This is a genomic window from Streptomyces lothianensis (assembly GCF_047779955.1).
Classification (GTDB): Bacteria; Actinomycetota; Actinomycetes; order Streptomycetales; family Streptomycetaceae; genus Streptomyces.
Window position 1 is genome coordinate 239,921 of the sequence record NZ_JBLMKT010000041.1, and the last position, 23,637, is coordinate 263,557.

A 23,637-nucleotide genomic window follows, 5' to 3' on the forward strand; every position below is an offset into this window, starting at 1 on the left:
GCTGTCACTGACCCAGGTGGCGTCGTACGGAGGCGGCCCGGTCCGGGGGACCGGGCCGGTGCGCCCTCCGCCCCGTACGGCGCGGCCTTCCACGAGAGGAAGCCCAGTCGTGCAGCAGTTCACCGAGGAGCGCCGCACCACGACCACCGTCCGCAGCAGGCGCAGAGGCCGCGCGGTCCGTGCCGCGCTCGCCGCGGCCCTGGCCGTCGGCGCCCTGCTGACCTCGCAGACCGTCACCGCCCACGGCGCGGACGACAACCCCTACGAGCGCGGCCCGGCACCCACCGAGGCCGGCATCGAGGCCCCGCGCGGCCCGTACGCCGTCTCCCAGACCTCCGTATCGTCCCTGCGCGTCTCCGGATTCGGCGGCGGCACGATCTACTACCCGACGAGCACCAGCGACGGCACCTTCGGCGCGATCGCGATATCGCCCGGCTTCACGGCGTACGAGTCGTCCATCGCCTGGCTCGGACCGCGGCTCGCCTCCCAGGGCTTCGTGGTCTTCACTATCGACACCCTCACCACACTCGACCAGCCCGCGAGCCGCGGCCGCCAACTGCTCGCCGCACTCGACTACCTGACCGAGCGCAGCTCGGTGCGCGGCCGGGTCGACGCTAGCCGGCTCGGGGTGATGGGGCACTCGATGGGCGGCGGCGGCACGCTGGAGGCCGCCAAGTCCCGGCCCTCGCTCCAGGCGGCGATTCCGCTCACCGGCTGGAACACCGACAAGACCTGGCCCGAGATCCAGACGCCCACGCTCGTGGTGGGCGCGGAATGGGACACGATCGCGCCGGTGGCCACGCACTCCGAGCGGTTCTACTCGACCCTGCCGGGCTCCCTCGACAAGGCGTATCTGGAGCTGAACGGCGCCAACCACTTCACGCCCAACACGTCGAACACGACGATCGCGAAGTACAGCATCTCGTGGCTGAAGCGCTTCATCGACAACGACACCCGCTATGAGCAGTTCCTGTGCCCGCTGCCGCGGCCGAGCCTGACGATCGAGGAGTACCGCGGCAACTGCCCCCACTCGGGCTGAGCGCCTGTTCCGAACCCCCGCCTGCGCCGCCCTTCGGGCGAACGACGGGGGTTCGGAATCGGGCTCGGGCCTTCGGGCGTGCACGCAGGGTTCCACGGATGGTTACGTGGCAGTAACGTGCGCTGCGTGACCGGAGCGGACCGGACCGAATCCGAGCCCCCGCACCACGGCACCCGGCTCCACGGCCGGGAACGTGAACTCGCCCGGTGCGCGAGGCTGTCGGCGCGCGCGCGAGCCGGCCGCGGGGGAGCGCTGGTGCTGACGGCCGACCCCGGGCTCGGGCGTACGGCGCTGCTGCGGCACCTGGCCGGCACGTTCACCGGCGGGACGGCGTGCTTCGCGCCCGCCGTCCCGCCGCGGCACACCCCGGACAAGATGCTTGGGGAGCTGTACGCGGGACACCCGGCCGAGCGGCTGCGCTCCGCGCTGCTGCGGGTGGGCGGGCCGCTCCTGGTGTGCGTCGACGACCTGCACCTGTGGCCCGGCTCCGCACGCGCCGCCCTGCACTCCGTGGCCCGGGGGCTCGCCGCGGAGCCGGCGCCGATCGCCCTGGTCCTGTCCGTGGCGGCCCACCGAGCCACCGGCCTGACGGACGGCCTCCCCGTGGTGCGCCTCACCCCGCTGGACGATGCCGCAGCGAGAGCCCTGCTGGAACAGCACCTCGACGGCCGCCCGTCGGACCCCGTCGTACGGGAGCGTCTGCTGGCCGCGGCGGGCGGAAGCCCGCTGGCACTGCGGGAACTCGCGGCGGCGGCCGACGGCGCGCATGCGGCGGGCGGGGCCTCGGCGCGGGATTTCGCGGGCGAGGCGGCCGACGGCTCGGTGGTGCGGGGGGCCGGGGGCGAGGTGCCCGGTGTCCGCCGTATCGCACAGGCCCTGCGGAGGGTCGAGGCGGCGGACCGGGCCAGGCTCGCGGGGCGTACCGGGCGGGCCGCGCGGCTGCTCGCGCCCGTACGGCGGCTCGCGCTGCCCGATGCGGTGACGGGACGGGCCGAACTCGTCCACGGCCTCCTGGAGGCGGACACCGGACCGGTGGCCGATGCCCGCGCCTCCCTGCTCCTCGCCGCCCGCCTGCTGGCCGCCGACGACCCGGACCGCGCCCTGCGCGCCCGTCTCGCCGCCGCCGAGGCCTCCTGGGCCATGGGCGACGCCACGGCCTACCGCGAGGCCCTCGGCCCACCGACCGGTCAGCCGCCCCGCGCGGCCGGGGCGGACGAGCCGGTCCACTCCGTGGGGCCGTCCCTCCGCGCAGCCCCGGAGGGGTTGTTCCGCCGTGCCGACCCGGACGGGCCCGCCCTCCCCGCCGGGCCGGACGAGTCGCCCCGCCCCGCCGTCCAGGTGGCGGCCCTCCCCGACTCCCCGGCCGGGGAACATCGCTCCGGCACCCGCGGCGTCCGTTCCGCCGACCGCCCCGACACCTGCCCGCTCGACCGCCCCATCGGCAGCTACCTGCGCGGCATGGACGCCGTCCTCAGCGGCGACGCACACGGCTTCGGCGCCGGGCGTGACACCCTGCGCCAGGTGGTCGCGGCAGCGGGGGAGCCCGCGGCCGGGGATCGCGCCGCGGGCGAAGCCGAGGAACTGCTGCTGTGCGCCTCGGCCGCCGCCCTCGTCGTAGGGGACCTCGAGGCGGCAGGGCGGCTCGGGAGCCGGGCGCTGGCCACGGCCAGGGCACGCGGGCGGCTCGACGTGGTGCCGCAGGCCCTGGAACGGCTTGCCTACGGGGAACTGCGCGCCGGCCGGCACGCACGGGCCCGCGCCCACGCCGAGGACGGTGTCCGCACCGCGCGCCTGACCGGGCGCCGCAACAGCCTGGCGCACCACCACGCGATCCTCGCCCTCGTCGCCTCCCTCGACCAGGACGCGCGCACCGTCGCCGAGCACGCGGCGGCCGCCGAGGAGACCGCCGTACGCCACGGCCTCGTTCAGGCCGCCACCCTCGCCCAGTGGGCGCTGGCCCGCGCCGACCTGGCCAGGGGCCGCCCCACCGAGGCCGCCGCGCGCCTGGGGCCGCTGCTCGCGCCGGGACCGGCGCAGGGCCACTTCGCGGTACGGATGCTCGCCGTCCCCTGCTTCGTCGAGGCCGCGGTGCTCGCCGGCCGCACGGGCGAGGTCGCCTCGGCGGTGGACCTGTTCGAGCAGTGGGCGGGCTTCGGACACGATCCGCAGGCCCCCGCCCAGCTACTGCGCTGCAAGGCGCTTCTCGCCGGCGGCTCCGAGACGGCCGACACCCTGTACACCCTCGCCCTGGCCCGGCACGACGCGACCGCGGGTGACTTCGAACGGGCCCGTACCGCGCTGCTCCACGGCAAGTGGCTGCGCCGCGCCCGCCGCCCCGCCAAGGCACGCGAGGCCCTGCGGGACGCGCTGCTCGCCTTTGAGCGTTGCGGCGCGGGCGCCTGGGCCGCACAGGCCGCGGCGGAACTCCGGGCCACCGGCGAAGCCGCCGCCCCGCAGCCGCCCGGAAGCCTCGCCGGGCTGACCCCGCAGCAGCTGCGGATCGCCCGCCTGGTCGCCGAGGGCGCGACGAACCGTGAAGCGGCCCGGCATCTGTCCGTCAGTCCGCGGACCGTGGACCACCATCTGCGCAACGTCTTCGCGGCACTCGGAGTGCGTTCCCGGGTGGAACTCGCCCGTGTCGTGGCCCGCGCGGATCGTTCCGAGGCGGATCGTTCTGAGGCGGACCGTTCCGCGGCGGATCGTTCCGGGACGGGCCGTTCCGCGGCGGAGGCCTGACGGCTCGGCTCAGAGCGTGCTGGCAAGCCCGCGCCCAGACCCCTCGGTCTGATGATCCGGACGGGGGATTGCCAACACGCTCTCAGAGCCCCAGCTGCTTGGCTCCCCGAAGCCGCTCGATGGCCTCCTTCTCGCCCTCCACCTCGACCTTCGCCGCCTCCTGGCGTCCGAAGACGAACATCGTCAGCTCGCCCGGCTCGCCGGTGACCGTGACCACCGGGGTGCCGCGGTGGGCGACCGCCGTCTGGCCGTCGGGGCGGCGCAGGACCATGCCGACGGGGGCCTGTCGGCCCAGGATGCGGGCGGACTTCTCCAGGCGGGACCAGAGCACGTTCGAGAAGACGGCGTCCAGGCCGCGCGGCGACCAGTCCTCCTGCGCGCGCCGCACATCCTCCGCGTGGACGTAGAACTCCACGGCGTTCGCCGCCTCGTCGATCTGCTTCAGGGCGTACGGCGAGAAGCGCGGCGGTCCCGTACGGATCAGCTGGATCAGTTCCTCGTACGGCTTCGCCGTGAACTCCGCCATCGCCTTCTCCAGGCGGCCCTGCAGCGCCTTGATGAGGATCCCGCCCGCGGCATCCGGCCGCCGCTCGCGCACCACGACATGGGCGGCGAGGTCCCGGGTCCGCCAGTCCTCGCAGAGGGTGGGCGCATCGGGTCCGGCGGCCTCCAACAGATCGGCGAGGAGCAGTCGTTCACGCTTGGCATGGGTCGACATGTCGGCCAGCGTACGTCTGCCCGGGCCGGACTGCCATGCCTCGCCACACGCGGGCCGCGCGGCACCACGCGCCGCACCGCCCGCCGGACCACCTGCCGGACCCGCGCCCGGCACCCACAGCGGCTCGCCCGGCGTCTGTCCGAGCTCCCTTCCGCCACCCGTCCGGGACCCGGACACTGCCCCGGGCCGCCGCCCCGATCGCGCACAATGGGCCCCATGACCAGCTCGCCCCCGCCCAGCCCCCTCGCCCCCGCGATCGCCGCCCGCCTCAAGCGCAGCCCCGACGGGCTGCTCCCGGCGATCGCCCAGCAGTACGACACCGGAGAGGTGCTGATGCTGGGCTGGATGGACGACGAGGCGCTGCACCGCACCCTGACCACCGGGCGCTGCACCTACTGGTCGCGCAGCCGCCGGGAGTACTGGGTCAAGGGCGATACCTCAGGTCACGTCCAGCACGTGAAGTCCGTCGCCCTCGACTGCGATGCCGACACGGTCCTGGTGAAGGTCGACCAGACCGGCGCGGCCTGCCACACCGGCGCCCGTACCTGCTTCGACGCCGACGTACTGCCGCTCACCGGGCCCTGACCGGTCCGCGCTCCCCCCCCACGCCCCCGCGCCCCCCGCCGTTCCCGCACGCCTCCCACGCACAGCCGATCCCACGCACAGCCGACTGACTAAGGTCACCGCACATGGACCTCGAGACGTTCCGCAAGCTCGCCACCGACCGCCGGGTGATCCCCGTCAGCCGCCGTCTCCTCGCGGACGGCGACACCCCCGTCGGCCTCTACCGCAAGCTCGCCGCCGAACGCCCCGGCACCTTCCTCCTGGAATCCGCGGAGAACGGCCGCTCCTGGTCGCGGTACTCCTTCGTCGGCGTCCGCAGCGCCGCCACGCTCACCGAGCGGAACGGTCGCGCGCACTGGCTGGGCACCCCGCCGGTCGGCGTGCCCGTGGACGGCGACCCGCTGGCCGCGCTGCGCGCCACCGTCGAGGCGCTGCACACACCCAGCGACGTGGCACAGGCCGAAGGCCTGCCGCATCTGTCCGGCGGCATGGTCGGCTATCTCGGCTACGACATCGTGCGCCGCCTGGAGAAGATCGGCCCCGGTGAGCGGGACGATCTGAAGCTGCCCGAGCTGACGATGATGCTCACGAGCGATCTCGCGGTCCTCGATCACTGGGACGGCAGTGTCGTCCTGATCGCCAACGCCATCAACCACAACGACCTCGACACGGGCGTCGACGAGGCCTACGCGGACGCCGTCGCCCGCCTCGACGCGATGGAGGCCGACCTGTCCCGGCCGCTCGCCCAGCCGCCCGCCGTGCTCCCGCCCTCCGAACTGCCCGATTTCGAGGCGCCGTTGTGGGGCGGCGAGCAGTACCAGGAGGCCGTCGAGGACATCAAGGAGCGGATCCGCGCGGGCGAGGCCTTCCAGGTCGTGCCCTCGCAGCGCTTCCAGACGGGCTGCACGGCAAGCGCACTCGACGTCTACCGGGTGCTGCGGGCCACCAACCCCTCCCCGTACATGTATCTGTTCCGCTTCGCCGGTGCGGACGCGACCGGAGGCGAGGGAGGAGAAGGAGGCGAGGGAGGCGGGACGGCGGGCTTCGACGTCGTCGGCTCCTCGCCCGAGGCGCTCGTCAAGGTCGAGGACGGCCGCGCCATGGTGCACCCCATCGCCGGTACGCGGCCCCGCGGCGCCACCCCGCAGGAGGACCAGGCGCTCGCCGAGGAACTGCTCGCCGACGCCAAGGAACGCGCCGAGCACCTCATGCTGGTCGACCTGGGCCGCAACGACCTGGGCCGGGTCTGCGCCCCCGGGAGCGTCGAGGTCGTCGACTTCATGTCCGTCGAGCGCTATTCGCACGTCATGCACATCGTCTCGACCGTCACCGGGCAGGTCGCCGAAGGCCGCAGCGCCTTCGACGTGCTCACCGCCTGCTTCCCCGCCGGCACTCTCTCCGGCGCCCCGAAGCCGCGCGCGATGCAGATCATCGACGAGCTCGAACCGGCCCGGCGCGGTCTGTACGGCGGCTGTGTCGGATATCTCGACTTCGCCGGCGATTCGGACACCGCCATCGCCATCCGTACCGCCCTCATCCGCGACGGCGTGGCATACGTGCAGGCCGGAGCCGGTGTCGTCGCCGACTCGGACCCGGTGGCCGAGGACACGGAATGCCGCAACAAGGCGGCGGCGGTGCTGCGCGCCGTGCACACCGCCAACCGGCTGAACCGCGACGACGGCCGGTGAGGGATAGTGGAGGGCGTGACCGCAGTACCGAAGGCCCGTACCTCCCAGGAAACCGCCCCGGACGCTGAAGCAAGGACGTCCGGTGGCCGCCGCAGCCTGGCCGCCGCCCTGCTGCTCGGCGCGCTCGGAGCCACGCTCGCCCTGCTCGCCTCCCGGCAGGTGTGGGCCGAGGGCGAGGCGCAGACGGCCGGAGGCGCGCTGCACCAGACCGCCACCGGCAGCGATGTGACCGGCGTGCCGGCGGCCCTCGCGATCGTGGGGCTCGCCGCCCTCGTCGCCGTCTTCGCCGTCCGCCGCTCAGGCCGCGTCCTCGTCTCGCTGCTGCTTGCTCTGAGCGGCTCGGGCATCGTGGCGGCCGGACTGCTCGGGGCCCGGGACACCGCGGCGCTGGACGAGAAGGCCGCCTCGGTGAGCGGTGACATGAGTGCACGGATCACCGAGGCCACGTACAGTGCCTGGCCGTATGTCGCCTCGGCGAGCGGGGCGCTGCTGCTGCTCGCCGGGCTCCTCGCCCTGCGCTTCGGCTCCCGCTGGCCCTCCATGGGCGGCCGCTACGAGCGCGGTGCGGGCCCGCGGGCCCGCAGGCAGAAGGCCGACCCGGACCGCCCCGAGGACCTGTGGAAGGCCCTCGACCGCGGCGAGGACCCGACCGACTGACCGCAGCGAGGCCCCGACCGGCCGGCGGCCCTAGGTACGGCGCTTACCCTGGCAGGAGCCCGACCCCGGGCCCGCGCGCAGCGCACGCCCCGCCATGCGCGACAATGGAGCCGAGCGTTCGAGAATTCCGGACCGACCCCGAGCTCTCCGAGCAGGGGGTACCCCCAGGGGCGAGAAACAAGGAGCACGTCATGGCCCATGACCACGGACACACCCCGGCTGCCTGGACCGGGTCGATCATCGCGTTCATCGGCTTCTGCGTCGCCGCTGTCTTCATGGTGGCCGGCAGCCAGGTCGGCTTCTGGGCCGGTGTGATCGTCATCGCCGTGGGTGGGGTCGTCGGTGGTGCCATGCGCGCCGCGGGGATGGGCCAGAAGCCCAAGCGCCAGATCCTGGTCGGAGAGAGCAGCTGAGCCGCTCTCTCCGTACGCGGTGGGGCGTGACCTGACAGCCGGGTCACGCCCCACCGGCGTATCCACCGCCCACCAGCGCATCCACCGCCCACCGGCGTATCCACCGCTCGTACGCAGACGTCGGACCGTGCACAGACGTCGGCGGCTCGGACATCGCACGTACACTCACTCCCGCCGACCAGGCGCCGATCGCCGCGCCGGTGCAGAATGCGGGGGTGACCGCAGAACGCACCGCGCCGCCGCCCGCGCCGCCGCCCGCCCCGCCCGGCTGGGCCCCGCAGCGCCCCGCGCCCCGCGTCGCCTCGCGCACCCGCCGGCTGCTCCTGCCGCTGGGTGCCCTGGGCGCCACCGCCGCGGCCGTCGCATACGTCGGCACGGTCGACCCGAACGAGCCCGGCCACTATCCGGCCTGCCCGCTCCTGCACTACACCGGCCTGTACTGTCCGGGCTGCGGCGGACTGCGCTGCGTCCACGCCCTTGTGCACGGCGATGTACCGGCCGCGCTCGGCGCGAACCTGATGGCGGTCGTGGGCTTCGTGATCGTCGCCATCGTCTGGATCGCGTGGTTGGGGCGTGCCTGGCGCGGCGGGCCCATGGAGTTCACGGTCCGCTCGTCGTACGCGTGGGCGTTCGGCGCCGCGCTCGCCGTGTTCACGGTCGTACGGAACCTGCCGTTCGGTTCGTTCCTGCATCCGTGAGGGCGTCCACTCGTCCGGACGGGCAGAAATGTCCAGGTAGTGGGACCGGCGTCAACCGGATGCGGGGCCTTCGCCCCGTGGCGGATACCATCGCAGTGACCCTCGGTACGGCGAGAACGGGCCGAGGGGTTTCGGTCAGGACCATGGAAGGGGACCACCCGCGTGAGTGTGCTCGACGAGATCATCGAAGGCGTCCGCGAGGACCTCGCCGAACGGCAGGCGCGCGTCAGCCTCGACGAGCTCAAGGAGCGTGCGGCGAAGGCCCCTCAGGCCAAGGACGGGGTCGCGGCCCTGCGCGGCGACAGCGTCAAGGTGATCTGCGAAGTGAAGCGCTCCAGCCCCTCGAAGGGCGCGCTCGCCGCGATCGCCGACCCGGCCGGGCTCGCCGCCGACTATGAGGCGGGCGGCGCCGCCGTCATCTCCGTCCTCACCGAGCAGCGCCGCTTCGGCGGCTCGCTCGCGGACCTGGAGGCCGTGCGCGCCAAGGTGGACATCCCGGTCCTGCGCAAGGACTTCATCGTCACCGCGTACCAGCTCTGGGAGGCCCGTGCGTACGGCGCCGACCTGGTGCTCCTGATCGTCGCCGCCCTCGACCAGGAGGCCCTCGTCTCGCTGATCGAGCGGGCCGAGTCCATCGGGCTCACCCCGCTCGTCGAGGTGCACGACGAGGACGAGGTGGAGCGCGCGGTCGAGGCGGGCGCGAAGGTCATCGGCGTGAACGCGCGGGACCTGAAGACCCTCAAGGTCGACCGCGGCACGTTCGAGCGGGTCGCGCCCGAGATCCCCGCCCACATCGTCACGGTCGCCGAGTCCGGCGTCCGCGGCCCGCACGACCTGATCGCCTACGCCAACCAGGGCGCCGACGCCGTGCTCGTCGGCGAGTCCCTGGTCACCGGCAAGGACCCGCGCGCCGCCGTCGTCGACCTGGTCGCCGCCGGCGCCCACCCGGCCCTGCGCCACGGACGGGGCTGAGCTTTCCGATGCCCATTGCCCGTCGCCTCGCACCCGGCTGCCGCCCCCGCGGCTGCCGGGCGCCCGCGCGCAGGGTGCACGGGCGGCGGGTGCGGTACGTGATCGGGGCGGAGCCCGGGCAGATCAACGGGATGCGATGGCACGGGCGGATCTCCGCCCCCTGACCTGAGCAACGTCCGACCCACGGGACCGGTGCGTCCCGACGGAGGAGCATCCCGTCATGCCCAGCGAAAGCAGTACAACCAGCACGACCGGCGCAGCCGGCTCGACCGGCGATTTCTTCGTGCCGGAACCAGCCGGCCACACCCCCACCCCCGAGGGCTACTTCGGGAGGTTCGGCGGCAAGTTCATCCCCGAGGCACTCGTAGCCGCCGTGGACGAGGTGGCCGTCGAGTTCGAGAAGGCCAAGCAGGACCCGGAGTTCGCCCGCGAGCTCAGCGAACTGCTCGCCAACTACACCGGCCGCCCCAGCGCCCTCACCGAGGTGCCCCGCTTCGCCTCCCACGCGGGCGGCGGCCGGGTGTTCCTCAAGCGCGAGGACCTCAACCACACCGGCTCGCACAAGATCAACAACGTGCTCGGCCAGGCGCTGCTCACCAAGCGCATGGGCAAGCCCAAGGTGATCGCCGAGACCGGGGCGGGCCAGCACGGCGTCGCGACCGCCACCGCCTGCGCGCTCTTCGGCCTCGAATGCACCATCTACATGGGCGAGATCGACACGCAGCGCCAGGCGCTCAACGTGGCCCGCATGCGGATGCTCGGCGCCGAGGTCATCGCCGTGAAGTCCGGCTCGCGCACGCTCAAGGACGCGGTGAACGAGGCCTTCCGCGCCTGGGTCGCCAATGTCGAGGACACCCACTACCTCTTCGGCACGGCCGCCGGACCGCACCCCTTCCCCGCGATGGTCCGCGACTTCCAGCGCATCATCGGCGTGGAGGCCCGCCGCCAGATCCTGGAGCGCGCCGGACGCCTCCCGGACGCGGCCGTCGCCTGCGTCGGCGGCGGCTCCAACGCGATCGGCCTCTTCCACGCCTTCCTCGACGACACCGACGTACGCCTGATCGGCTGCGAGGCCGGCGGGCACGGAGTCGACAGCGGCGAGCACGCGGCCACCCTGACCGCGGGCGAGCCGGGCATCCTGCACGGCTCCCGCTCGTACGTCATCCAGGACGAGGAAGGCCAGATCATCGAGCCGTACTCGATCTCGGCCGGGCTCGACTACCCGGGTATCGGCGCGGAGCACGCGTACCTCAAGGACAGCGGGCGCGCCGAGTACGTCCCCGTCACCGACGACGAGGCGATGCAGGCGCTGCGGCTGCTCTCGCAGACCGAGGGCATCATCCCGGCCATCGAGAGCGCGCACGCGCTCGCGGGTGCGCTCAGGACCGGCCGGGAGCTCGGCGAGGACGGCCTGATGGTCGTCAACCTCTCCGGGCGCGGCGACAAGGACATGGACACGGCGGCCCGCTACTTCGGGTACTACGACGAGCAAGCCGGGGACGACAAGGCGGGGGAGACGGCATGAGCGGGAACATCGAACTTCTGAGCAGCACCCTCGCCGCGGCCCGCGCGGAGGACCGCTCGGCGCTGATCGCCTATCTGCCGGCCGGTTTCCCCTCCGTGGACGGGGGGATCGCGGCCGTCAAGGCGGCCTTCGACGGCGGCGCGGACATCGTCGAGGTCGGGCTGCCCTACAGCGACCCGGTGCTCGACGGCCCGGTCATCCAGACCGCCGACGACATCGCCCTGAAGAACGGCCTCAAGATCGCCGACGTGCTGCGCACCGTCCGCGAGGCACACGAGGCGACCGGCAGACCGGTCCTCGTCATGACGTACTGGAACCCGATCGACCGCTACGGTGTCGAGCGCTTCACCTCCGAGCTCGCCGAGGCGGGCGGCGCGGGCTGCATCCTGCCCGATCTGCCGGTCCAGGAGTCCGCGCTGTGGCGCGAACACGCCGCCAAGCACGACCTCGCCACGGTCTTCGTGGTCGCGCCCAGCAGCAAGGACGCCCGTCTGAAGGAGATCACCGCGGCGGGCTCCGGCTTCGTCTACGCGGCCTCCCTGATGGGCGTGACCGGCACCCGCGAGTCCGTGGGCGAGGCGGCCGAGGACCTCGTACGCCGTACGAAGGCGACGACCGAGCTGCCGGTCTGCGTCGGCCTCGGCGTGTCGAACGCCGAGCAGGCCGAGGAGGTCGCCCGGTTCGCGGACGGGGTCATCGTCGGCTCGGCCTTCGTCAAGCGGATGCTCGACGCCCCGGACGAGGCCGCGGGAGCCGAGGCCGTGCGCGCGCTCGCCGGTGAGCTGGCACAGGGGGTACGCGCGCGGCGGGGCTGAGCGCGCGGGTACTCACTCGAACGGGTGGACCTGACACCGGGGAGGCACGCTCGTGCCTCCCCGGTTCGTTTGCGGGTTGTGAGCCAGAACAACCCTGAAGGAAAGCGTGCCGCCCGCGAACGGCTGGCACAGGAGCGGGCCCGGCAGAAGTCCCGCGACAAGCGCCGTCGTGCCCTGATCGTGACCGCGGCCGTGGTAGGCGTCCTCGGCCTGGCCGCGATCGCCGGAGTGATCGCGGCGAACACGGACAGCGGCGGAGAGAAGAAGGACTCCGCCGGGCCCGTGGTCCCGCCCGCCGGGGCGACGGGCGAGGACAGCCTGACGATCCCCGTCGGCGAGGAGAGCGCCGAGTCCACGCTCACCATCTGGGAGGATTTCCGCTGCCCGGCCTGCGCCTCCTTCGAGGAGCAGTACAGCCCCACGATCCACGAGCTCACCGAGAAGGGCCTGCTCAAGGTCGAATACCGGCTGGCCACGATCATCGACGGGAACATGCGCGGCTCCGGCTCGGTGAACGCGGCGAACGCGGCGGCCTGCGCCCAGGACGCCGGCAAGTTCACGCCGTACCACGACGTGCTCTACCGCAACCAGCCGGAGGAGACCGACGATGCCTTCGGCGAGGACTCCACACTGCTCGACCTGGCCAAGAAGGTCGACGGCCTCGATACCGAGGAGTTCCGGCAGTGCGTCGCCGACGGGACGCACATGAGCTGGGCGGAGAAGTCCAACGAGGCATTCCGCGCCGGCGGGTTCAGAGGGACGCCGACGGTGCTGCTCGACGGCAAGAACATCTACGCGGACCAGAACAATCCGCTGACGCCGCAGAAGCTGAAGAAGAAGGTGGAGGAAGCGGCGAAATAGCACCGTCCCGGCGAAACGGTCTCGCTCCGGCCGGGTGGCGTGGTGCCCGCCCCGGTGGGGCGGGCCCTTGTTATCAGGCCGTTAGACCGGGCTGATTGCCGCGCGAGGGACCCGGCAGGGTAGCGTCGGGAACGCCATGGAAATCCTTGCATCGATCCCCAGCCCGTCGAAGGGCGAAATCGACCTCTTCGGCCTCCCTCTGCGCGGCTATGCCTTCGCCATCATCATCGGTGTCTTCGTCGCCGTATGGCTCGGCGGCAAGCGCTGGGTCGCGCGCGGCGGCAAGCACGGCACGGTGGCGGACATCGCCGTGTGGGCCGTGCCCTTCGGCCTCGTCGGCGGCCGCCTCTACCACGTGATCACCGATAACGACCTCTACTTCGGTGAGGGCCGCAACTGGGTGGACGCGTTCAAGATCTGGGAGGGCGGCCTCGGCATCTGGGGCGCGATCGCCCTCGGCGCGCTCGGCGCGTGGATCGGCTGCCGGCGCCGTGGCATCCCGCTGCCCGCCTGGGCGGACGCGCTCGCCCCCGGCATCGCCCTCGCCCAGGCGATCGGGCGCTGGGGCAACTGGTTCAACCAGGAGCTGTACGGGCGGGCCACGGATCTGCCGTGGGCGCTCGAGATCACCCGCTCCGACGGCGGGCGGGTGCCGGGTGAGTACCACCCGACGTTCCTCTACGAGTCGCTGTGGTGCGTCGGCGTCGCACTGCTCGTGATCTGGGCGGACCGCCGCTTCAGGCTCGGGCACGGGCGGGCCTTCGCGCTGTACGTCGCCGCCTACTGTGTCGGGCGCGGCTGGATCGAGTACATGCGGGTGGACAACGTCCAGCTGAACGATGTGTTCGGGCTGCGGTTCAACGTGTGGACGTCGATCGTCGTCTTCGTCCTCGCCGTGGTGTACATGGTGGTTTCGGCTCGGCTGCGGCCCGGGCGGGAGGAAGTGGTGGAGCCGGAGCTTGGTGAGTCCTCCGGGGAGGACTCCGAGCCGGGCTCGGGCTCCGAGTCCGGCTCCGGGGCGGACCAGGAGTCCGGGGCGGACTCGGAGCCCGGCAAGGTGGCGCTCTCGAAGGGCGATGAGGAGTCGGGCGCCGGCTCGGACGAGGCCGCCTCCGACGCGAAGGATGAGGCCGGCTCGGCGAAGAGCTGAATTTCTGCGCCGGCCCCCTGCCCTCTGTCTCCTGCCCTCTGTCTCGCTGAACGCGCTCGTCCTCAAAGGCCGGACGGGCCGGAGGCGCTGTAGGACACCACCACTTCGCCGTCCTCCTCCACGCCCGTGGGCTCGAAGCCCAGGGAGTCGTAGAGGTGGGCGGCGGTGGTGTTCGTGGGGGCATAGGACAGGCGGGTCGCGTAGTGGCCGGGGAGGGCGGCGAGCCACGGGAGGAGCGTTCGCATCGTCGCGCGGGCCAGGCCCTTGCCCTGTTCGGCGGCGTCGATCACCAGGCCGCCGATCCAGTGCGAGCCGTCCTCGTCGCGGGCCCACATCACATGGCCGACCACGGTGTCGTCCGCGTGGATCGCGAGCGAGTTCCAGGTGTCCTCCAGCTGCGAGAGCAGGAGGTACCGGGCCGCGAGGGCCGGTACGTACTCGCGCTGGGAGTCCTGTGGCGCGATGTCGGCGACGCCGCGCCAGTTCTCGGGCGTCACCTCGTGCAGGGTGACGGTACGGCCGGTGGAGTCGTGCAGGTTCTCGTAGATCACCGCCGCAGCGTACGGATGGGGGAGGGGCGCCGCCAGCGGATTACGTGAGGGTGCGGTGGGAGAGGGACAGGGTGCGTTGCGCCGTGGCCACCACCGCCGCGTCCACGAAGCGGCCGTCCGGGAGGGCAAGCGCGCCCTCGTGGGTCCGGGCCGCCTGCACGATCTCGTGGGCCGCGGTGATCTCCTCCGGGGTGGGGAGGTAGGCCGCCTCGATGACCGGGAGCTGGCGGGGGTGGATGGCTGCGCGCCCCAGGAAACCGAGTGCGCGGCCGCGGGCGCAGGAGGCCGCGAGGCCGTCCAGGTCGTGCAGGTCGGTGTGGACCGACTGGGCCGGTGGCGGCAGCTGTGCGGCTCGGGCCGCGCAGATCACCCGGGAGCGGGCCCAGTCGAGCCCCTCGTCGCCGGGTACCGCCAGGTCCGCCCTGAGATCGGATTCGCCGAGGGAGAGCCCGCGCAGACAGGGGTGCGCGGTGGCGATCGGGTAGGCCTGTTCGATGCCCAGGGCCGATTCGAGCAGGGCGTGGAGCGAGGGAGCGTCGGCGAGCTCGGCCACCTCGGTGATCTGCGCGGGGTCGGTCACCTTGGGCAGGCGCAGCCCGGACAGGCCGGGTCGGCCGGACAGGGCCTGGATGTCGAGGCGGGACAGCGGGCTGTCGAGCGCGTTGACGCGGACGTGCACCGGTACGGGATGCCGTTCGGCGAGCAGTTCCGTCGTCGCCGCACGCGCATAGGACTTGCGGTCCGGCCCCACCGCGTCCTCCAGGTCGACGATCACCACGTCCGCGCCCGCCGCCAGCGCCTTCGCGACCCGCTCGGGCCGGTCGCCGGGAACGTACAGCCAGGTGAGGGGAAAGGAGGTGCTGCTCATACGGCGCCCTCCGTCCGGAGCCGGTCGATCTCGCTCGCGGAGAGGCCGAGTTCGCCGAGCACCGCGTCCGTGTCGGCGCCGTGCGCACGGCCCGCCCAGCGGATCGAGCCCGGGGTCTCGGAGAGGCGGAAGAGGATGTTCTGCATACGGAGCGGGCCGAGGTCCGGGTCGTCGACCGTGGTGATGGTGTCGAGCGCCGCGTACTGCGGATCGGTCATCACATCCCGTACGTCCTGGACGGGCGCGATCGCCGCCTGGGCCTCCTCGAAGGCCGCGATGACCTCGGCGCGGCCGCGGGCGGCGATCCAGGAGCCGACCGCTTCGTCGAGCAGGTCGGCGTGCGCGGCGCGTCCCGCGCCCGTCGCGAACCACGGTTCGGCGATCAGCTCCGGGCGCCCGACGAGGCGCATCACGCGTTCCGCGACGGACTGCGCCGAGGTCGATACGGCGACCCACGTGCCCTCGGCCGTACGGTAGGTGTTGCGCGGCGCGTTGTTCGTGGACCGGTTGCCGGTGCGCGGCTGGACGTGGCCCAACTGGTCGTACCAGAGGGGCTGTGGGCCGAGGACCGTGAGGATCGGCTCGATGATCGCCATGTCCACGACCTGCCCGCGTCCCGTGCGCTGCCGCGCGGTCAGCGCCGTCATCACCGCGTACGCCGTGGCGAGGGCCGCGATGGAGTCCGCGAGCCCGAACGGCGGCAGCGTCGGCGGCCCTCCGGGCTCCCCGGTGATCGCCGCGAACCCGCTCATCGCCTCCGCGAGGGTGCCGAACCCGGGCCGGTGCGCATACGGCCCGTATTGCCCGAAGCCCGTGACACGGGCGAGGACGAGCCGCTCGTTCACCGCGCTGAGCTCCTCGTAGCCGAGGCCCCAGCGCTCCAGGGTGCCCGGCCGGAAGTTCTCGACGATCACATCGGCGGTTTCGGCGAGCCTCAGGAGCGTCTCGCGGCCGCCCTGCGTCGACAGATCGAGGGTGATGGTGCGTTTGCCGCGGCCGAGCAGCTTCCACCACAGGCCGATGCCGTCCTTCGCGGGGCCGTGCCCACGCGAGGGATCGGGCCGGTGCGGATGCTCCACCTTGATCACTTCGGCGCCGAAGTCACCGAGCATCGTGGCGGCGAGCGGCCCGGCGAACAGGGTCGCCAGGTCCAGCACGCGCAGACCGGCGAGCGGGGGCGGGGCTGGGGTGGGGGGCGGGGTCGGGGGTGCGGGGGCCATGGCGTTCCTTCTACGTTCGTACGGCGGCGTCGATCTCCGCGCGGTCCGGCATCGAGGCCGAGGCGCCCGGACGCCCGACGGACAGGGCCGCGGCGGCGGACGCCCAGGCCAGCGCGTCCGGCATCGCGCGGCCTTCGCCGAGCGCCACAGCCAGCGCGCCCACGAAGGTGTCACCGGCCGCCGTGGTGTCCACGGCCCGCACCCGCGGCGCGGGCACGGTCAGACGGGTGCCCGCGCGGTCGGCGTACAGGCTGCCCGCCGCGCCGAGCGTGATCACCAACTCGGGGACCTGCCCGAGCAGCGCGTCGGCCGCCTCGCGGGGATCGGTGCGGCCGGTGAGGGCCGCGGCCTCGTGCTCGTTGGGCACCAGCAGGTCGGTGACGGCCAGGAGCCGGGGCGGCAGTGGCTGCGCGGGCGCCGGGGTGAGGATCGTCCGTACGCCGGCCGCGCGGGCGGTCTGCGCACCGGCCAGTACGCCGTCGAGCGGGATCTCCAGCTGCAGCAGCAGCGTTCCCGAGGCTTCGACGGCCTCCTTGTCGCCCGGGGCGAGGCCGGTGACCGTGGCGTTGGCGCCGGGGACGACCACGATCGCGTTGCCGCCCTCGTCGTCCACGACGATATGCGCGGTGCCGCTCGCGCCCTCGACCGTACGGAGGCAGCCGGTGTCCACACCGGACTCGCCGAGCGCGCCGCGCAGCCGTACGCCGAAGTCGTCCGCGCCGACCGCCCCGATCATCGTGACGTCCCCGCCCGCCCGGGCCGCGGCGATCGCCTGGTTGGCGCCCTTGCCGCCGGGGACCGTGCGGAACTCCCGCCCGGTGACGGTCTCCCCGCGCTCCGGGGCCTTCGCCACGTAGGCGACGAGATCCATGTTGGTGGAGCCGAGTACGGCGATGCGGTGCTGTCGTCGGTGCGGACTCATGCTCGTTCGGCCTCCCGGAGGGTGAGCTGGGCGAGGGTGTCGAAGCCGATGCCGTCGAAACCGGCGACGGACGTGGACAGGCGGTTGCGGAGCGGGGCCGTCCAGCGGGCGGGGATCCGGTCCGGGTGGCCGGCGATCAGGCCCGCGACCGAACCGGCGGTGGCGCCGTTCGAATCGGTGTCCCAGCCGGCCGAGACGGCACGGGTGATGGAGAGCGTGAAATCGCCGTCCGCGTGGGTCAGGGCGGCGGTGACGGCCGCGGCGTTGGGAATGACATGGACCCAGTGGTGGGCCGCGTGGGTGCGGTGGAGGGTGTCGACCACGGTGTCGAAGTCCGCCGTGTCCGCGGCGAGTCGGCGGGCATGGGTGACCGCTCGGTGCAGGTGGGAGTCCGGCGGTACGACGGTGAGGCCGGTCTCGATCGCCCGGTGGACGTCGGAGCCCGCGGCCGCGGCGGCGAGCGTGGCCGCGATGAACTCGGCGCCGTGCACGCCGTTGCCCGTGTGGCTCAGCTCGGCGTCCCGGCGGGCCTGCTCGGCCGCCCGCCTTGGCCGCCCCGGGTTGGTCCAGCCGTGCACGTCCGCGCGGATCAGGGCGCCGATCCACTCGCGGAACGGGTTGTGGTGACGGGCGGTGTGCGGGGGCTCGATGCCGGTGAGGAGATTGCGGTAGGCGACGCGCTCGGCGGTGAAGGTGCGGCCCGCGGGGAGCTCGTCCAGCCAGAGCCGGGCCACATCCGTGGTGGTGAAGCCCTTTCCGTGGCGCCGGAGGAGAAGGAGGTTGAGGAGCGGGTAGTCGAGGTCGTCGTCCTCGGGCATGCCGGAGATGTTCTCGGCGAGGCTGTTGGCGGCGCTCCTCCGGTTCCAGGGGAACGCGTGGAGTACGTCCTTCGGGACACCGCGTTCCGTGAACCAGGTCCGGATCGGCCAGTTCCCGGCGGCTCGGGCGAGGGCCCGGATCCCTTCGAGGGGGAGTTTCTCGACCGGTTTGCCCAGGAGGCAGCCGGCTGCTCTGCCGAGCCAGGCCGCGTGGAGACGGTCCTTCAGCCCGTCCGACACCTCCGGCCCGTCCGACGTTTGAGGACGAGCGCGTTCAGCGCGATCGGGGGCAAGGGGCGAAGCCCCAGAGGGGGGCCAGGGGGCGAAGCCCACGTGTGGCGCACCCACCCGGGGGTGCTCCGCACAACCGGGGGACAGCTCGTCCAGCAGCCGCAGCGCCAGCCCCCGCAGCGCCGGATCCACCGCACCCGGGGAGGCCCCCGCCCGCTCGGGGGCCGGATGACCCCCCGCCGCGAGCCATCGCGCCCGCGCCGACGCCACGTCGTATCCCTCGAGCGCGAGCTGCCGCAACTCGTGCCCGATCAGATCCTCCGGCTGGACCCACGTGAGACGCAGCATCATCGCGGGTCCAGGAGGGACGCGAACACGGCCTCGTGCTCCCGGCGCCGGGCCACATCGCGCGCGAACACCTCACGCGTCACCGCCGTGAGCGAGGCGGCCGGAGCCGCGAGGTCCAGCCGGCTGGCCTCCGCCACCGTCTTCGCCCACTCACCCGGCGCCCCGGCCCCGAGCGCCCCCACGATCGCCCCGCTCATCGTGGCGATGGAATCGCAGTCCCGGCCGTAGTTGACCGAGCCGAGGACCGTATCGCGGTAGTCGCCGCCGCCGATGAGCAGCATGCCGAGCGCGACGGGGAGCTCCTCGATGGAGTGGAGCCGCGAGGGCCGCCGCGCGCCGAGCGACGGGGCGCGGTAGTCCGGGCCGACCGTGTCGAAGGGTGCCACGGCCTCCCGCAGCGGGCCGAGCGCGGGCTCGAAGGAGTCGTACGCTGCGGCCACCGAGCACACCGCCTCGATCGCTGCCCGCGTCCCGTCCTTCGCCAGGGACAGGCACGCGTCCACGACCGAGGTCGGGCTCGCACCCGGCACGCACGCCGCCGCCACCGCCGCCGCGAAGACCCCCGCGGCCTCCCGCCCGTACGAGGACTGGTGCGCGCCCGCGATGTCCAGGGCCTCCGCATAAGCCCCGGCCGGGTTTCCGGCGTTGACCAGGCCGACCGGTGCCATGTACATCGCCGCACCGCAGTTGACGATGTTCCCCGAGCCCGCCTCGCGCGGGTCCACATGCCCGTAGTGGAGGCGGGTGACCAGCCACTTCTCGGCGAGGAAGACCCGCTGGAGGGGGAGCGCCTCCGCCTCCAGCTCGGGGATCCAGCGGGGTGTGCCGATCAGGTCCGGCACCAGGTGCTCGGCCACCGCGTACGCGTCGAGGTGGTCGCGTACCTTCTCGTAGACCCTGATCAGCGCGTGCGTCATCAGGGTGTCGTCGGTGACGTGCCCGTCGCCCTTGTGGTACGGGGCAATCGGCCTCGTGGTCCGCCAGTCCTCGTACCAGGGGCCGACGATGCCGTGGATCCGGCCGCCGTGCCGCTCGGCGATCTGCTCCGGGCTCCAGCCCTCCACCGGCCCGCCGAGCGCGTCGCCGACCGCCGCGCCGGTCAGGGCGCGATGGATCCGGTCGTCCAGGTACGCACCGCCCGCGTCGGATCCGCCCTGGGGTGCCGCACCACCGCCCGCGTCGGGTCCGCCCGGCCTCGCCGCACCACTGCTCGCGTCTGCCGTGTCTGCCATGGGTGAATTGTCCACCCGGGGGCGTCAGTTATGAGTCTGCCGCGAGGCGGTCGGCGAGTTGAGCGGTGAGTCGGGTGGCCAGCCGGTCGGCGAGTTCCACCAGGTCGGTGCCGGCGAGGCGGGGGAGCGCGCAGCCGGAGAGGGTGCGGCAGGCGGCGCGCCAGGTGTCGGGCACGCCCGCCTCCCCGCCGTACGCCCCGGCGAGCGCGCCCGCGAGCGCGGGGGCCGAGTCGGCGACGCGGGAGAGACAGGCCGCGGCCGGGACGGCCCCGGCGAGCGAACCGCGGGCCGCGGTGGTGAGGGCGAGGGCCACGGGGACGGTCTCGGCGGCCGCGATGCCGTAGCTGTAGACGTGGTCCACGATCTGGTGTTCCAGGACCGGGATGAGCGAGAAGGCGTCCTCGGCGTCCCGGGCGAGCTTCACCGCGTGCTGGGCGTTGCGGCCGATCTCGGTGCCGTCCGGGAGCTGTTCGAGCGCCGCGTCCACGGCCGCGTCGACGCGGCCGCCACCGAGCAGCACCGCGCTCGCCGCCGCCATGGCGCGGGCGCCGTGGACGCCGTCGCCGTCCTGGGTGTAGCGGGCGTCGAACTCGGCGAGTTCGGCGGCCCGTCGTGGATCGCCCGGGTGGACCACGGCGAGGACGCAGCCCCGTACGCAGGCGGCGTCGTCGAAGTAGTGCGGATTGTCGTGGCCGGTCGCGGGCGGGCGCAGGCCGCCGGCGAGATTGCCGAGCCCGGCGCGCACGGAGATACGGGCCCGCAGGGGCATCACCGCCGACTCGACCTCGGGGGCGCGCTGTTCGGCCTCCGCGATCTCGGCGGCGAGGGCCTGCCAGGTGTGGTCCACGGCGGCCCTTACGCGCAGCGCCGGATCCCCGGCGGCGGCCGCCTCGAGCAGGGATACGGCGGTGAACGCGGCCCACTCCGCATCGTCGGAGGGGCCGAGCCGCAGCGGCTCGGGCGGCTGGTTGAGCGCGATGGGGACGGGGAGCGTGGTGGTCGCGTTCTGCTCGGCGAAGGTGTCCAGCTCACGGGTGAGCCGACGGGTCCACTCGGGCATCCGCGCAGCCCGGTGCCGCGCGGCGGGCCATCCGGCGGCATCCCCGGCGGCGAGCCCGAGCAGAAGCCCCTCGATACGGGACCGGCTCGGCGTCGAGGTGACGTCGCTACGGTGCCGGTCCGACGGTTCGGTGGCGTCGCTACGGGCGCGGCCTGGCGTCCCGGATCCGTCGCTACGGAGGCGGTCCATCGGTTCCGTACCGCCGGAACGCGGCCGGTCCGGCGTCGTCATGCCGTCGGCACGGAGCTGGATCGGCGGTGCGGTGGCGTCGGGACGGGCGCGGTTCGACGGTGCGGTGGCGTCGGGACGCTCGCGGCTCGGCGTCATGCCGTCACCTCCTCCTCGTCCGGGGTCAGCAGGTCCGCCACGTCCAGGACATGGTGGCCCGCCATCGACGGCAGGCAGCTGCCGCGGACCGGGCCGATCCGTGCGGACCACTCCGCGGGGACGGCCGACTCGCCCCGGAGTGCTCCGGCCAGCGCGCCCGCGAGGGCCGCCGTCGTATCGGCGTCGCGGCCCATGTTCACCGCCGTGAGGACCGCCTCGCGGAACTCGCCGCGCGCGGTCGCGAAGGCGCCGAAGGCCAGGCCCACCGCCTCGGGTGCGAGGTCGGTCCACGGGTAGCCGCCGATGACCACCGCGCAGCGCACCGCGCGTTCCCCCGCGGGCGCCGCGATCACCGCGCGGCGCAGGGAGCGCGCGGTCCACGAGTCCATCGGGATCACCGAGAGCGCCGCACCGATGACGCCCGCCGGTCCCGCCCCGCCCATCGCCGCGGCGACCCCGGCGGCGACGGCCCGGCCGCCGTAGATGCCCTCGCCTTCATGGCTGACCGTGCCGTCGACGGCCACGAGCCGCGCCGCCTCGGCCGGATCGCCCGCCGCGAACACCCCGAACGGCGCGGCCCGCATCGCCAGCCCGTCGCTCCAGGCGTGCCGGTGCTGGGCCGTCACCGGGGCGGCGAGGCCGCGGCGGAGGTTCTCCAGCGTGCCGCGCTCGCTGAAGCCCGCGCCCTTGAACGGGCCCTCGTCGAGGTCGGCGATCCACTGGTGCCAGGCGGCCTCGGCGCGGCCGACGGTGAGGCCGGAGCCGTAGCGGGCGAGGAGCAGGCCGGAGAAGATCGCGTACTCGGTGTCGTCGGTGCCGACGGGGTCGTCGACGACGAAGCCCTCGATCCGGCCCCAGCGGGCCCTGATCTCGGAGGGTCTGAGGTTCTCGGCCGGTGCGCCGAGCGCGTCACCGACGGCGAGGCCCAGCAGGGCTCCGCGCGCCCGGGTGCGCAGGGTGTGGGCGGCGTTCGGCGCCGCGGCCGGTTCCGGGGGAACGTATGCAGTCGACGCCATGCGGTACCTGTTCCACGCGGAGGGCCCCCTCGGTACCGAAGTGGGCCTCACATCACCCCTTCCGACGCGGAAGAGGAGCGGAATCAGCGGGAACCGAGATGGTCAGGCAGGCCTGCCTAACCGGTCCTTAGGCAGGGTAAGTATGGCCTTCCTTGCTGGCAGGAGCCGTTTTTCGCGCGTACTTTCGATCTCGTACGGCGGTCGGAACGGCCGCTGCTCGGCAAGCGAACTGGGGGCACCGCAAGCATGGCGATCATCGAGACCGAAGCGGCACTGCACGAGGCGCACCGCGACAACCACACCCACCGTGATGTCAACGGCGGCTGGCTGCGCCCGGCGGTCTTCGGCGCGATGGACGGGCTCGTCTCCAACCTCGCACTGATGACCGGTGTCGCGGGTGGCTCCGTCTCGCAGCAGACGATCGTGATCACCGGCCTCGCGGGCCTCGCGGCCGGTGCGTTCTCCATGGCCGCCGGCGAGTACACCTCCGTCGCCTCCCAGCGTGAACTGGTCGAGGCGGAACTGGAGGTGGAGCGCGGCGAACTGCACAGGCACCCGCACTGCGAGGAGCTGGAGTTGGCCCAGCTCTACGTCTCGCGCGGCGTGGAGCCCGAGCTGGCCGCAGAGGTCGCCCGGCAGCTCTCGCGCGATCCCGAACAGGCCCTGGAGATCCACGCGCGCGAGGAGCTGGGGATCGACCCGGACGACCTGCCCTCGCCACTCGTGGCCGCGGTCTCCTCCTTCGGCGCCTTCGCGCTCGGCGCGCTGATCCCCGTACTGCCGTATCTGCTGGGTGCGAGCGCGCTGTGGCCGGCCGTGCTGCTCGCGCTGATCGGGCTCTTCGCCTGCGGTGCGGTCGTCGCCAAGGTGACCGCGCGCGGCTGGTGGTTCAGCGGGCTGCGGCAGTTGGCGCTCGGCGCGGCCGCCGCGGGTGTGACGTACGTCCTCGGCAGTCTGATCGGATCCGCCGTAGGCTAAGGCTTTCCAGTTCTATGCGGCTGTCGGCATAAGTAGTTGTTACTGAGCGGTTTCGATCCCATGACGGCAGGGCATGAGCCGTAAGCGCCGTGGGCAATGAGGCCCGGGCGAACGCGTGGGCAAGGACGCCCGCGCGCGCCACTGGGCCCCGGTCACCCCGGTCCGCCCACCGTGACCCTCGCCGAGGGAGTCGCACCCCCTCCCCGAGGGGAGCCGCACCGCCAGCCGCG

23 protein-coding genes are annotated in these 23,637 nt (G+C 73.5%); 14 read left to right on the forward strand and 9 right to left on the reverse strand.

What is annotated here, in order from left to right:
- Window positions 1–109: 109 nt before the first annotated feature.
- Together bdeA and ACLF6P_RS15745 are read left to right on the forward strand one after the other, a co-directional pair.
- Complete coding sequence (gene bdeA / locus ACLF6P_RS15740; RefSeq protein ID WP_415950907.1) at window positions 110–1,039, forward strand: bis(hydroxyethyl) terephthalate hydrolase; 930 nt, start codon at window positions 110–112, stop codon at window positions 1,037–1,039.
- Window positions 1,040–1,165: 126 nt separating this feature from the next.
- Window positions 1,166–3,775, forward strand: coding sequence for a helix-turn-helix transcriptional regulator (locus ACLF6P_RS15745; RefSeq protein ID WP_415950909.1), 2,610 nt, complete (start codon window positions 1,166–1,168; stop codon window positions 3,773–3,775).
- Between the two features lie 82 nt (window positions 3,776–3,857).
- Here the strand turns inward: ACLF6P_RS15745 and ACLF6P_RS15750 are convergent, their stop codons facing one another.
- Window positions 3,858–4,493 carry a TIGR03085 family metal-binding protein gene (locus ACLF6P_RS15750; protein ID WP_415950910.1) on the reverse strand — a complete coding sequence of 212 codons (636 nt, stop codon included), beginning with the start codon at window positions 4,491–4,493 and terminating at the stop codon, window positions 3,858–3,860.
- Window positions 4,494–4,709: 216 nt separating this feature from the next.
- Between ACLF6P_RS15750 and hisI the strand changes: the two genes are divergently transcribed.
- From hisI to lgt, 11 genes are all read left to right on the forward strand, one after another.
- Entirely contained in the window at window positions 4,710–5,078 is a 369-nt protein-coding gene (gene hisI, locus ACLF6P_RS15755) for a phosphoribosyl-AMP cyclohydrolase (RefSeq protein WP_415950911.1), read from the forward strand.
- A gap of 104 nt (window positions 5,079–5,182) precedes the next feature.
- Entirely contained in the window at window positions 5,183–6,745 is a 1,563-nt protein-coding gene (locus ACLF6P_RS15760) for an anthranilate synthase component I (protein WP_415950912.1), read from the forward strand.
- 6 nt (window positions 6,746–6,751) lie between these two features.
- Window positions 6,752–7,402, forward strand: a complete 651-nt coding sequence (locus tag ACLF6P_RS15765; RefSeq protein WP_415950914.1) for a TIGR02234 family membrane protein — start codon at window positions 6,752–6,754, stop codon at window positions 7,400–7,402.
- 191 nt (window positions 7,403–7,593) lie between these two features.
- On the forward strand, window positions 7,594–7,815 hold the full coding sequence (locus ACLF6P_RS15770) for an HGxxPAAW family protein (protein ID WP_415950916.1): 222 nt from the start codon (window positions 7,594–7,596) through the stop codon (window positions 7,813–7,815).
- A gap of 215 nt (window positions 7,816–8,030) precedes the next feature.
- Window positions 8,031–8,513 carry a DUF2752 domain-containing protein gene (locus ACLF6P_RS15775; protein ID WP_415950917.1) on the forward strand — a complete coding sequence of 161 codons (483 nt, stop codon included), beginning with the start codon at window positions 8,031–8,033 and terminating at the stop codon, window positions 8,511–8,513.
- A 162-nt stretch (window positions 8,514–8,675) separates the two neighbouring features.
- Window positions 8,676–9,485 carry an indole-3-glycerol phosphate synthase TrpC gene (trpC, locus tag ACLF6P_RS15780; RefSeq protein WP_415950918.1) on the forward strand — a complete coding sequence of 270 codons (810 nt, stop codon included), beginning with the start codon at window positions 8,676–8,678 and terminating at the stop codon, window positions 9,483–9,485.
- An 8-nt stretch (window positions 9,486–9,493) separates the two neighbouring features.
- Window positions 9,494–9,649 carry a tryptophan biosynthesis modulator TrpM gene (gene trpM / locus ACLF6P_RS15785; RefSeq protein ID WP_415950919.1) on the forward strand — a complete coding sequence of 52 codons (156 nt, stop codon included), beginning with the start codon at window positions 9,494–9,496 and terminating at the stop codon, window positions 9,647–9,649.
- A gap of 56 nt (window positions 9,650–9,705) precedes the next feature.
- Window positions 9,706–11,010 carry a tryptophan synthase subunit beta gene (trpB, locus tag ACLF6P_RS15790; protein WP_415950920.1) on the forward strand — a complete coding sequence of 435 codons (1,305 nt, stop codon included), beginning with the start codon at window positions 9,706–9,708 and terminating at the stop codon, window positions 11,008–11,010.
- Window positions 11,007–11,825: a tryptophan synthase subunit alpha gene (gene trpA / locus ACLF6P_RS15795; protein WP_415950921.1), complete on the forward strand. Its 819-nt coding sequence runs from the start codon at window positions 11,007–11,009 to the stop codon at window positions 11,823–11,825. Before trpB ends, trpA begins: the two co-directional genes overlap by 4 nt.
- A 78-nt stretch (window positions 11,826–11,903) precedes the next feature.
- Window positions 11,904–12,686: a DsbA family protein gene (locus ACLF6P_RS15800; protein ID WP_415950922.1), complete on the forward strand. Its 783-nt coding sequence runs from the start codon at window positions 11,904–11,906 to the stop codon at window positions 12,684–12,686.
- A 136-nt stretch (window positions 12,687–12,822) separates the two neighbouring features.
- Window positions 12,823–13,836, forward strand: coding sequence for a prolipoprotein diacylglyceryl transferase (gene lgt, locus ACLF6P_RS15805; protein ID WP_415950923.1), 1,014 nt, complete (start codon window positions 12,823–12,825; stop codon window positions 13,834–13,836).
- Window positions 13,837–13,898: 62 nt separating this feature from the next.
- Here lgt and ACLF6P_RS15810 read toward each other — a convergent pair whose 3' ends face one another.
- The 8 genes from ACLF6P_RS15810 to ACLF6P_RS15845 are packed head-to-tail and all read right to left on the reverse strand — an operon-like array spanning window position 13,899 to window position 22,429.
- Window positions 13,899–14,387, reverse strand: a complete 489-nt coding sequence (locus tag ACLF6P_RS15810) for a GNAT family N-acetyltransferase (protein WP_415950924.1) — start codon at window positions 14,385–14,387, stop codon at window positions 13,899–13,901.
- Between the two features lie 40 nt (window positions 14,388–14,427).
- Complete coding sequence (locus ACLF6P_RS15815) at window positions 14,428–15,255, reverse strand: HpcH/HpaI aldolase/citrate lyase family protein (RefSeq protein ID WP_415950925.1); 828 nt, start codon at window positions 15,253–15,255, stop codon at window positions 14,428–14,430.
- Window positions 15,252–16,475, reverse strand: coding sequence for a CaiB/BaiF CoA transferase family protein (locus ACLF6P_RS15820; RefSeq protein WP_415950926.1), 1,224 nt, complete (start codon window positions 16,473–16,475; stop codon window positions 15,252–15,254). Before ACLF6P_RS15820 ends, ACLF6P_RS15815 begins: the two co-directional genes overlap by 4 nt.
- A gap of 10 nt (window positions 16,476–16,485) precedes the next feature.
- Window positions 16,486–17,397, reverse strand: coding sequence for a ribokinase (gene rbsK, locus ACLF6P_RS15825; protein WP_415950927.1), 912 nt, complete (start codon window positions 17,395–17,397; stop codon window positions 16,486–16,488).
- Window positions 17,394–18,794, reverse strand: a complete 1,401-nt coding sequence (locus ACLF6P_RS15830) for an ADP-ribosylglycohydrolase family protein (RefSeq protein WP_415950967.1) — start codon at window positions 18,792–18,794, stop codon at window positions 17,394–17,396. The genes rbsK and ACLF6P_RS15830 overlap by 4 nt, the downstream gene beginning before the upstream one ends.
- Window positions 18,794–20,026: an ADP-ribosylglycohydrolase family protein gene (locus tag ACLF6P_RS15835; RefSeq protein WP_415950928.1), complete on the reverse strand. Its 1,233-nt coding sequence runs from the start codon at window positions 20,024–20,026 to the stop codon at window positions 18,794–18,796. The genes ACLF6P_RS15830 and ACLF6P_RS15835 overlap by 1 nt, the downstream gene beginning before the upstream one ends.
- Before the next feature lie 28 nt (window positions 20,027–20,054).
- Window positions 20,055–21,413, reverse strand: coding sequence for an ADP-ribosylglycohydrolase family protein (locus ACLF6P_RS15840; protein ID WP_415950929.1), 1,359 nt, complete (start codon window positions 21,411–21,413; stop codon window positions 20,055–20,057).
- Window positions 21,410–22,429 (reverse strand): ADP-ribosylglycohydrolase family protein, encoded by a 1,020-nt coding sequence (locus ACLF6P_RS15845; RefSeq protein WP_415950931.1) that lies wholly within the window; start codon window positions 22,427–22,429, stop codon window positions 21,410–21,412. Before ACLF6P_RS15845 ends, ACLF6P_RS15840 begins: the two co-directional genes overlap by 4 nt.
- A gap of 246 nt (window positions 22,430–22,675) precedes the next feature.
- On the opposite strand from ACLF6P_RS15845, the gene ACLF6P_RS15850 reads away from it, so the two are divergent.
- Entirely contained in the window at window positions 22,676–23,407 is a 732-nt protein-coding gene (locus ACLF6P_RS15850; protein WP_415950932.1) for a VIT1/CCC1 transporter family protein, read from the forward strand.
- The last annotated feature ends 230 nt before the right edge of the window (window positions 23,408–23,637 follow it).

What these genes read in the sequence shown, in the direction of transcription:
- ACLF6P_RS15750 (WP_415950910.1), bottom strand. Translation starts at nt 4,493, where the DNA reads ATGTCGACCCATGCCAAGCGTGAACGACTGCTCCTCGCCGATCTGTTG.
- hisI (WP_415950911.1), top strand. Translation starts at nt 4,710, where the DNA reads ATGACCAGCTCGCCCCCGCCCAGCCCCCTCGCCCCCGCGATCGCCGCC.
- ACLF6P_RS15760 (WP_415950912.1), top strand. Translation starts at nt 5,183, where the DNA reads ATGGACCTCGAGACGTTCCGCAAGCTCGCCACCGACCGCCGGGTGATC.
- ACLF6P_RS15770 (WP_415950916.1), top strand. Translation starts at nt 7,594, where the DNA reads ATGGCCCATGACCACGGACACACCCCGGCTGCCTGGACCGGGTCGATC.
- trpM (WP_415950919.1), top strand. Translation starts at nt 9,494, where the DNA reads ATGCCCATTGCCCGTCGCCTCGCACCCGGCTGCCGCCCCCGCGGCTGC.
- trpB (WP_415950920.1), top strand. Translation starts at nt 9,706, where the DNA reads ATGCCCAGCGAAAGCAGTACAACCAGCACGACCGGCGCAGCCGGCTCG.
- trpA (WP_415950921.1), top strand. Translation starts at nt 11,007, where the DNA reads ATGAGCGGGAACATCGAACTTCTGAGCAGCACCCTCGCCGCGGCCCGC.
- lgt (WP_415950923.1), top strand. Translation starts at nt 12,823, where the DNA reads ATGGAAATCCTTGCATCGATCCCCAGCCCGTCGAAGGGCGAAATCGAC.
- ACLF6P_RS15815 (WP_415950925.1), bottom strand. Translation starts at nt 15,255, where the DNA reads ATGAGCAGCACCTCCTTTCCCCTCACCTGGCTGTACGTTCCCGGCGAC.
- ACLF6P_RS15820 (WP_415950926.1), bottom strand. Translation starts at nt 16,475, where the DNA reads ATGGCCCCCGCACCCCCGACCCCGCCCCCCACCCCAGCCCCGCCCCCG.
- rbsK (WP_415950927.1), bottom strand. Translation starts at nt 17,397, where the DNA reads ATGAGTCCGCACCGACGACAGCACCGCATCGCCGTACTCGGCTCCACC.
- ACLF6P_RS15830 (WP_415950967.1), bottom strand. Translation starts at nt 18,794, where the DNA reads ATGCTGCGTCTCACGTGGGTCCAGCCGGAGGATCTGATCGGGCACGAG.
- ACLF6P_RS15835 (WP_415950928.1), bottom strand. Translation starts at nt 20,026, where the DNA reads ATGGCAGACACGGCAGACGCGAGCAGTGGTGCGGCGAGGCCGGGCGGA.
- ACLF6P_RS15840 (WP_415950929.1), bottom strand. Translation starts at nt 21,413, where the DNA reads ATGACGCCGAGCCGCGAGCGTCCCGACGCCACCGCACCGTCGAACCGC.
- ACLF6P_RS15845 (WP_415950931.1), bottom strand. Translation starts at nt 22,429, where the DNA reads ATGGCGTCGACTGCATACGTTCCCCCGGAACCGGCCGCGGCGCCGAAC.
- ACLF6P_RS15850 (WP_415950932.1), top strand. Translation starts at nt 22,676, where the DNA reads ATGGCGATCATCGAGACCGAAGCGGCACTGCACGAGGCGCACCGCGAC.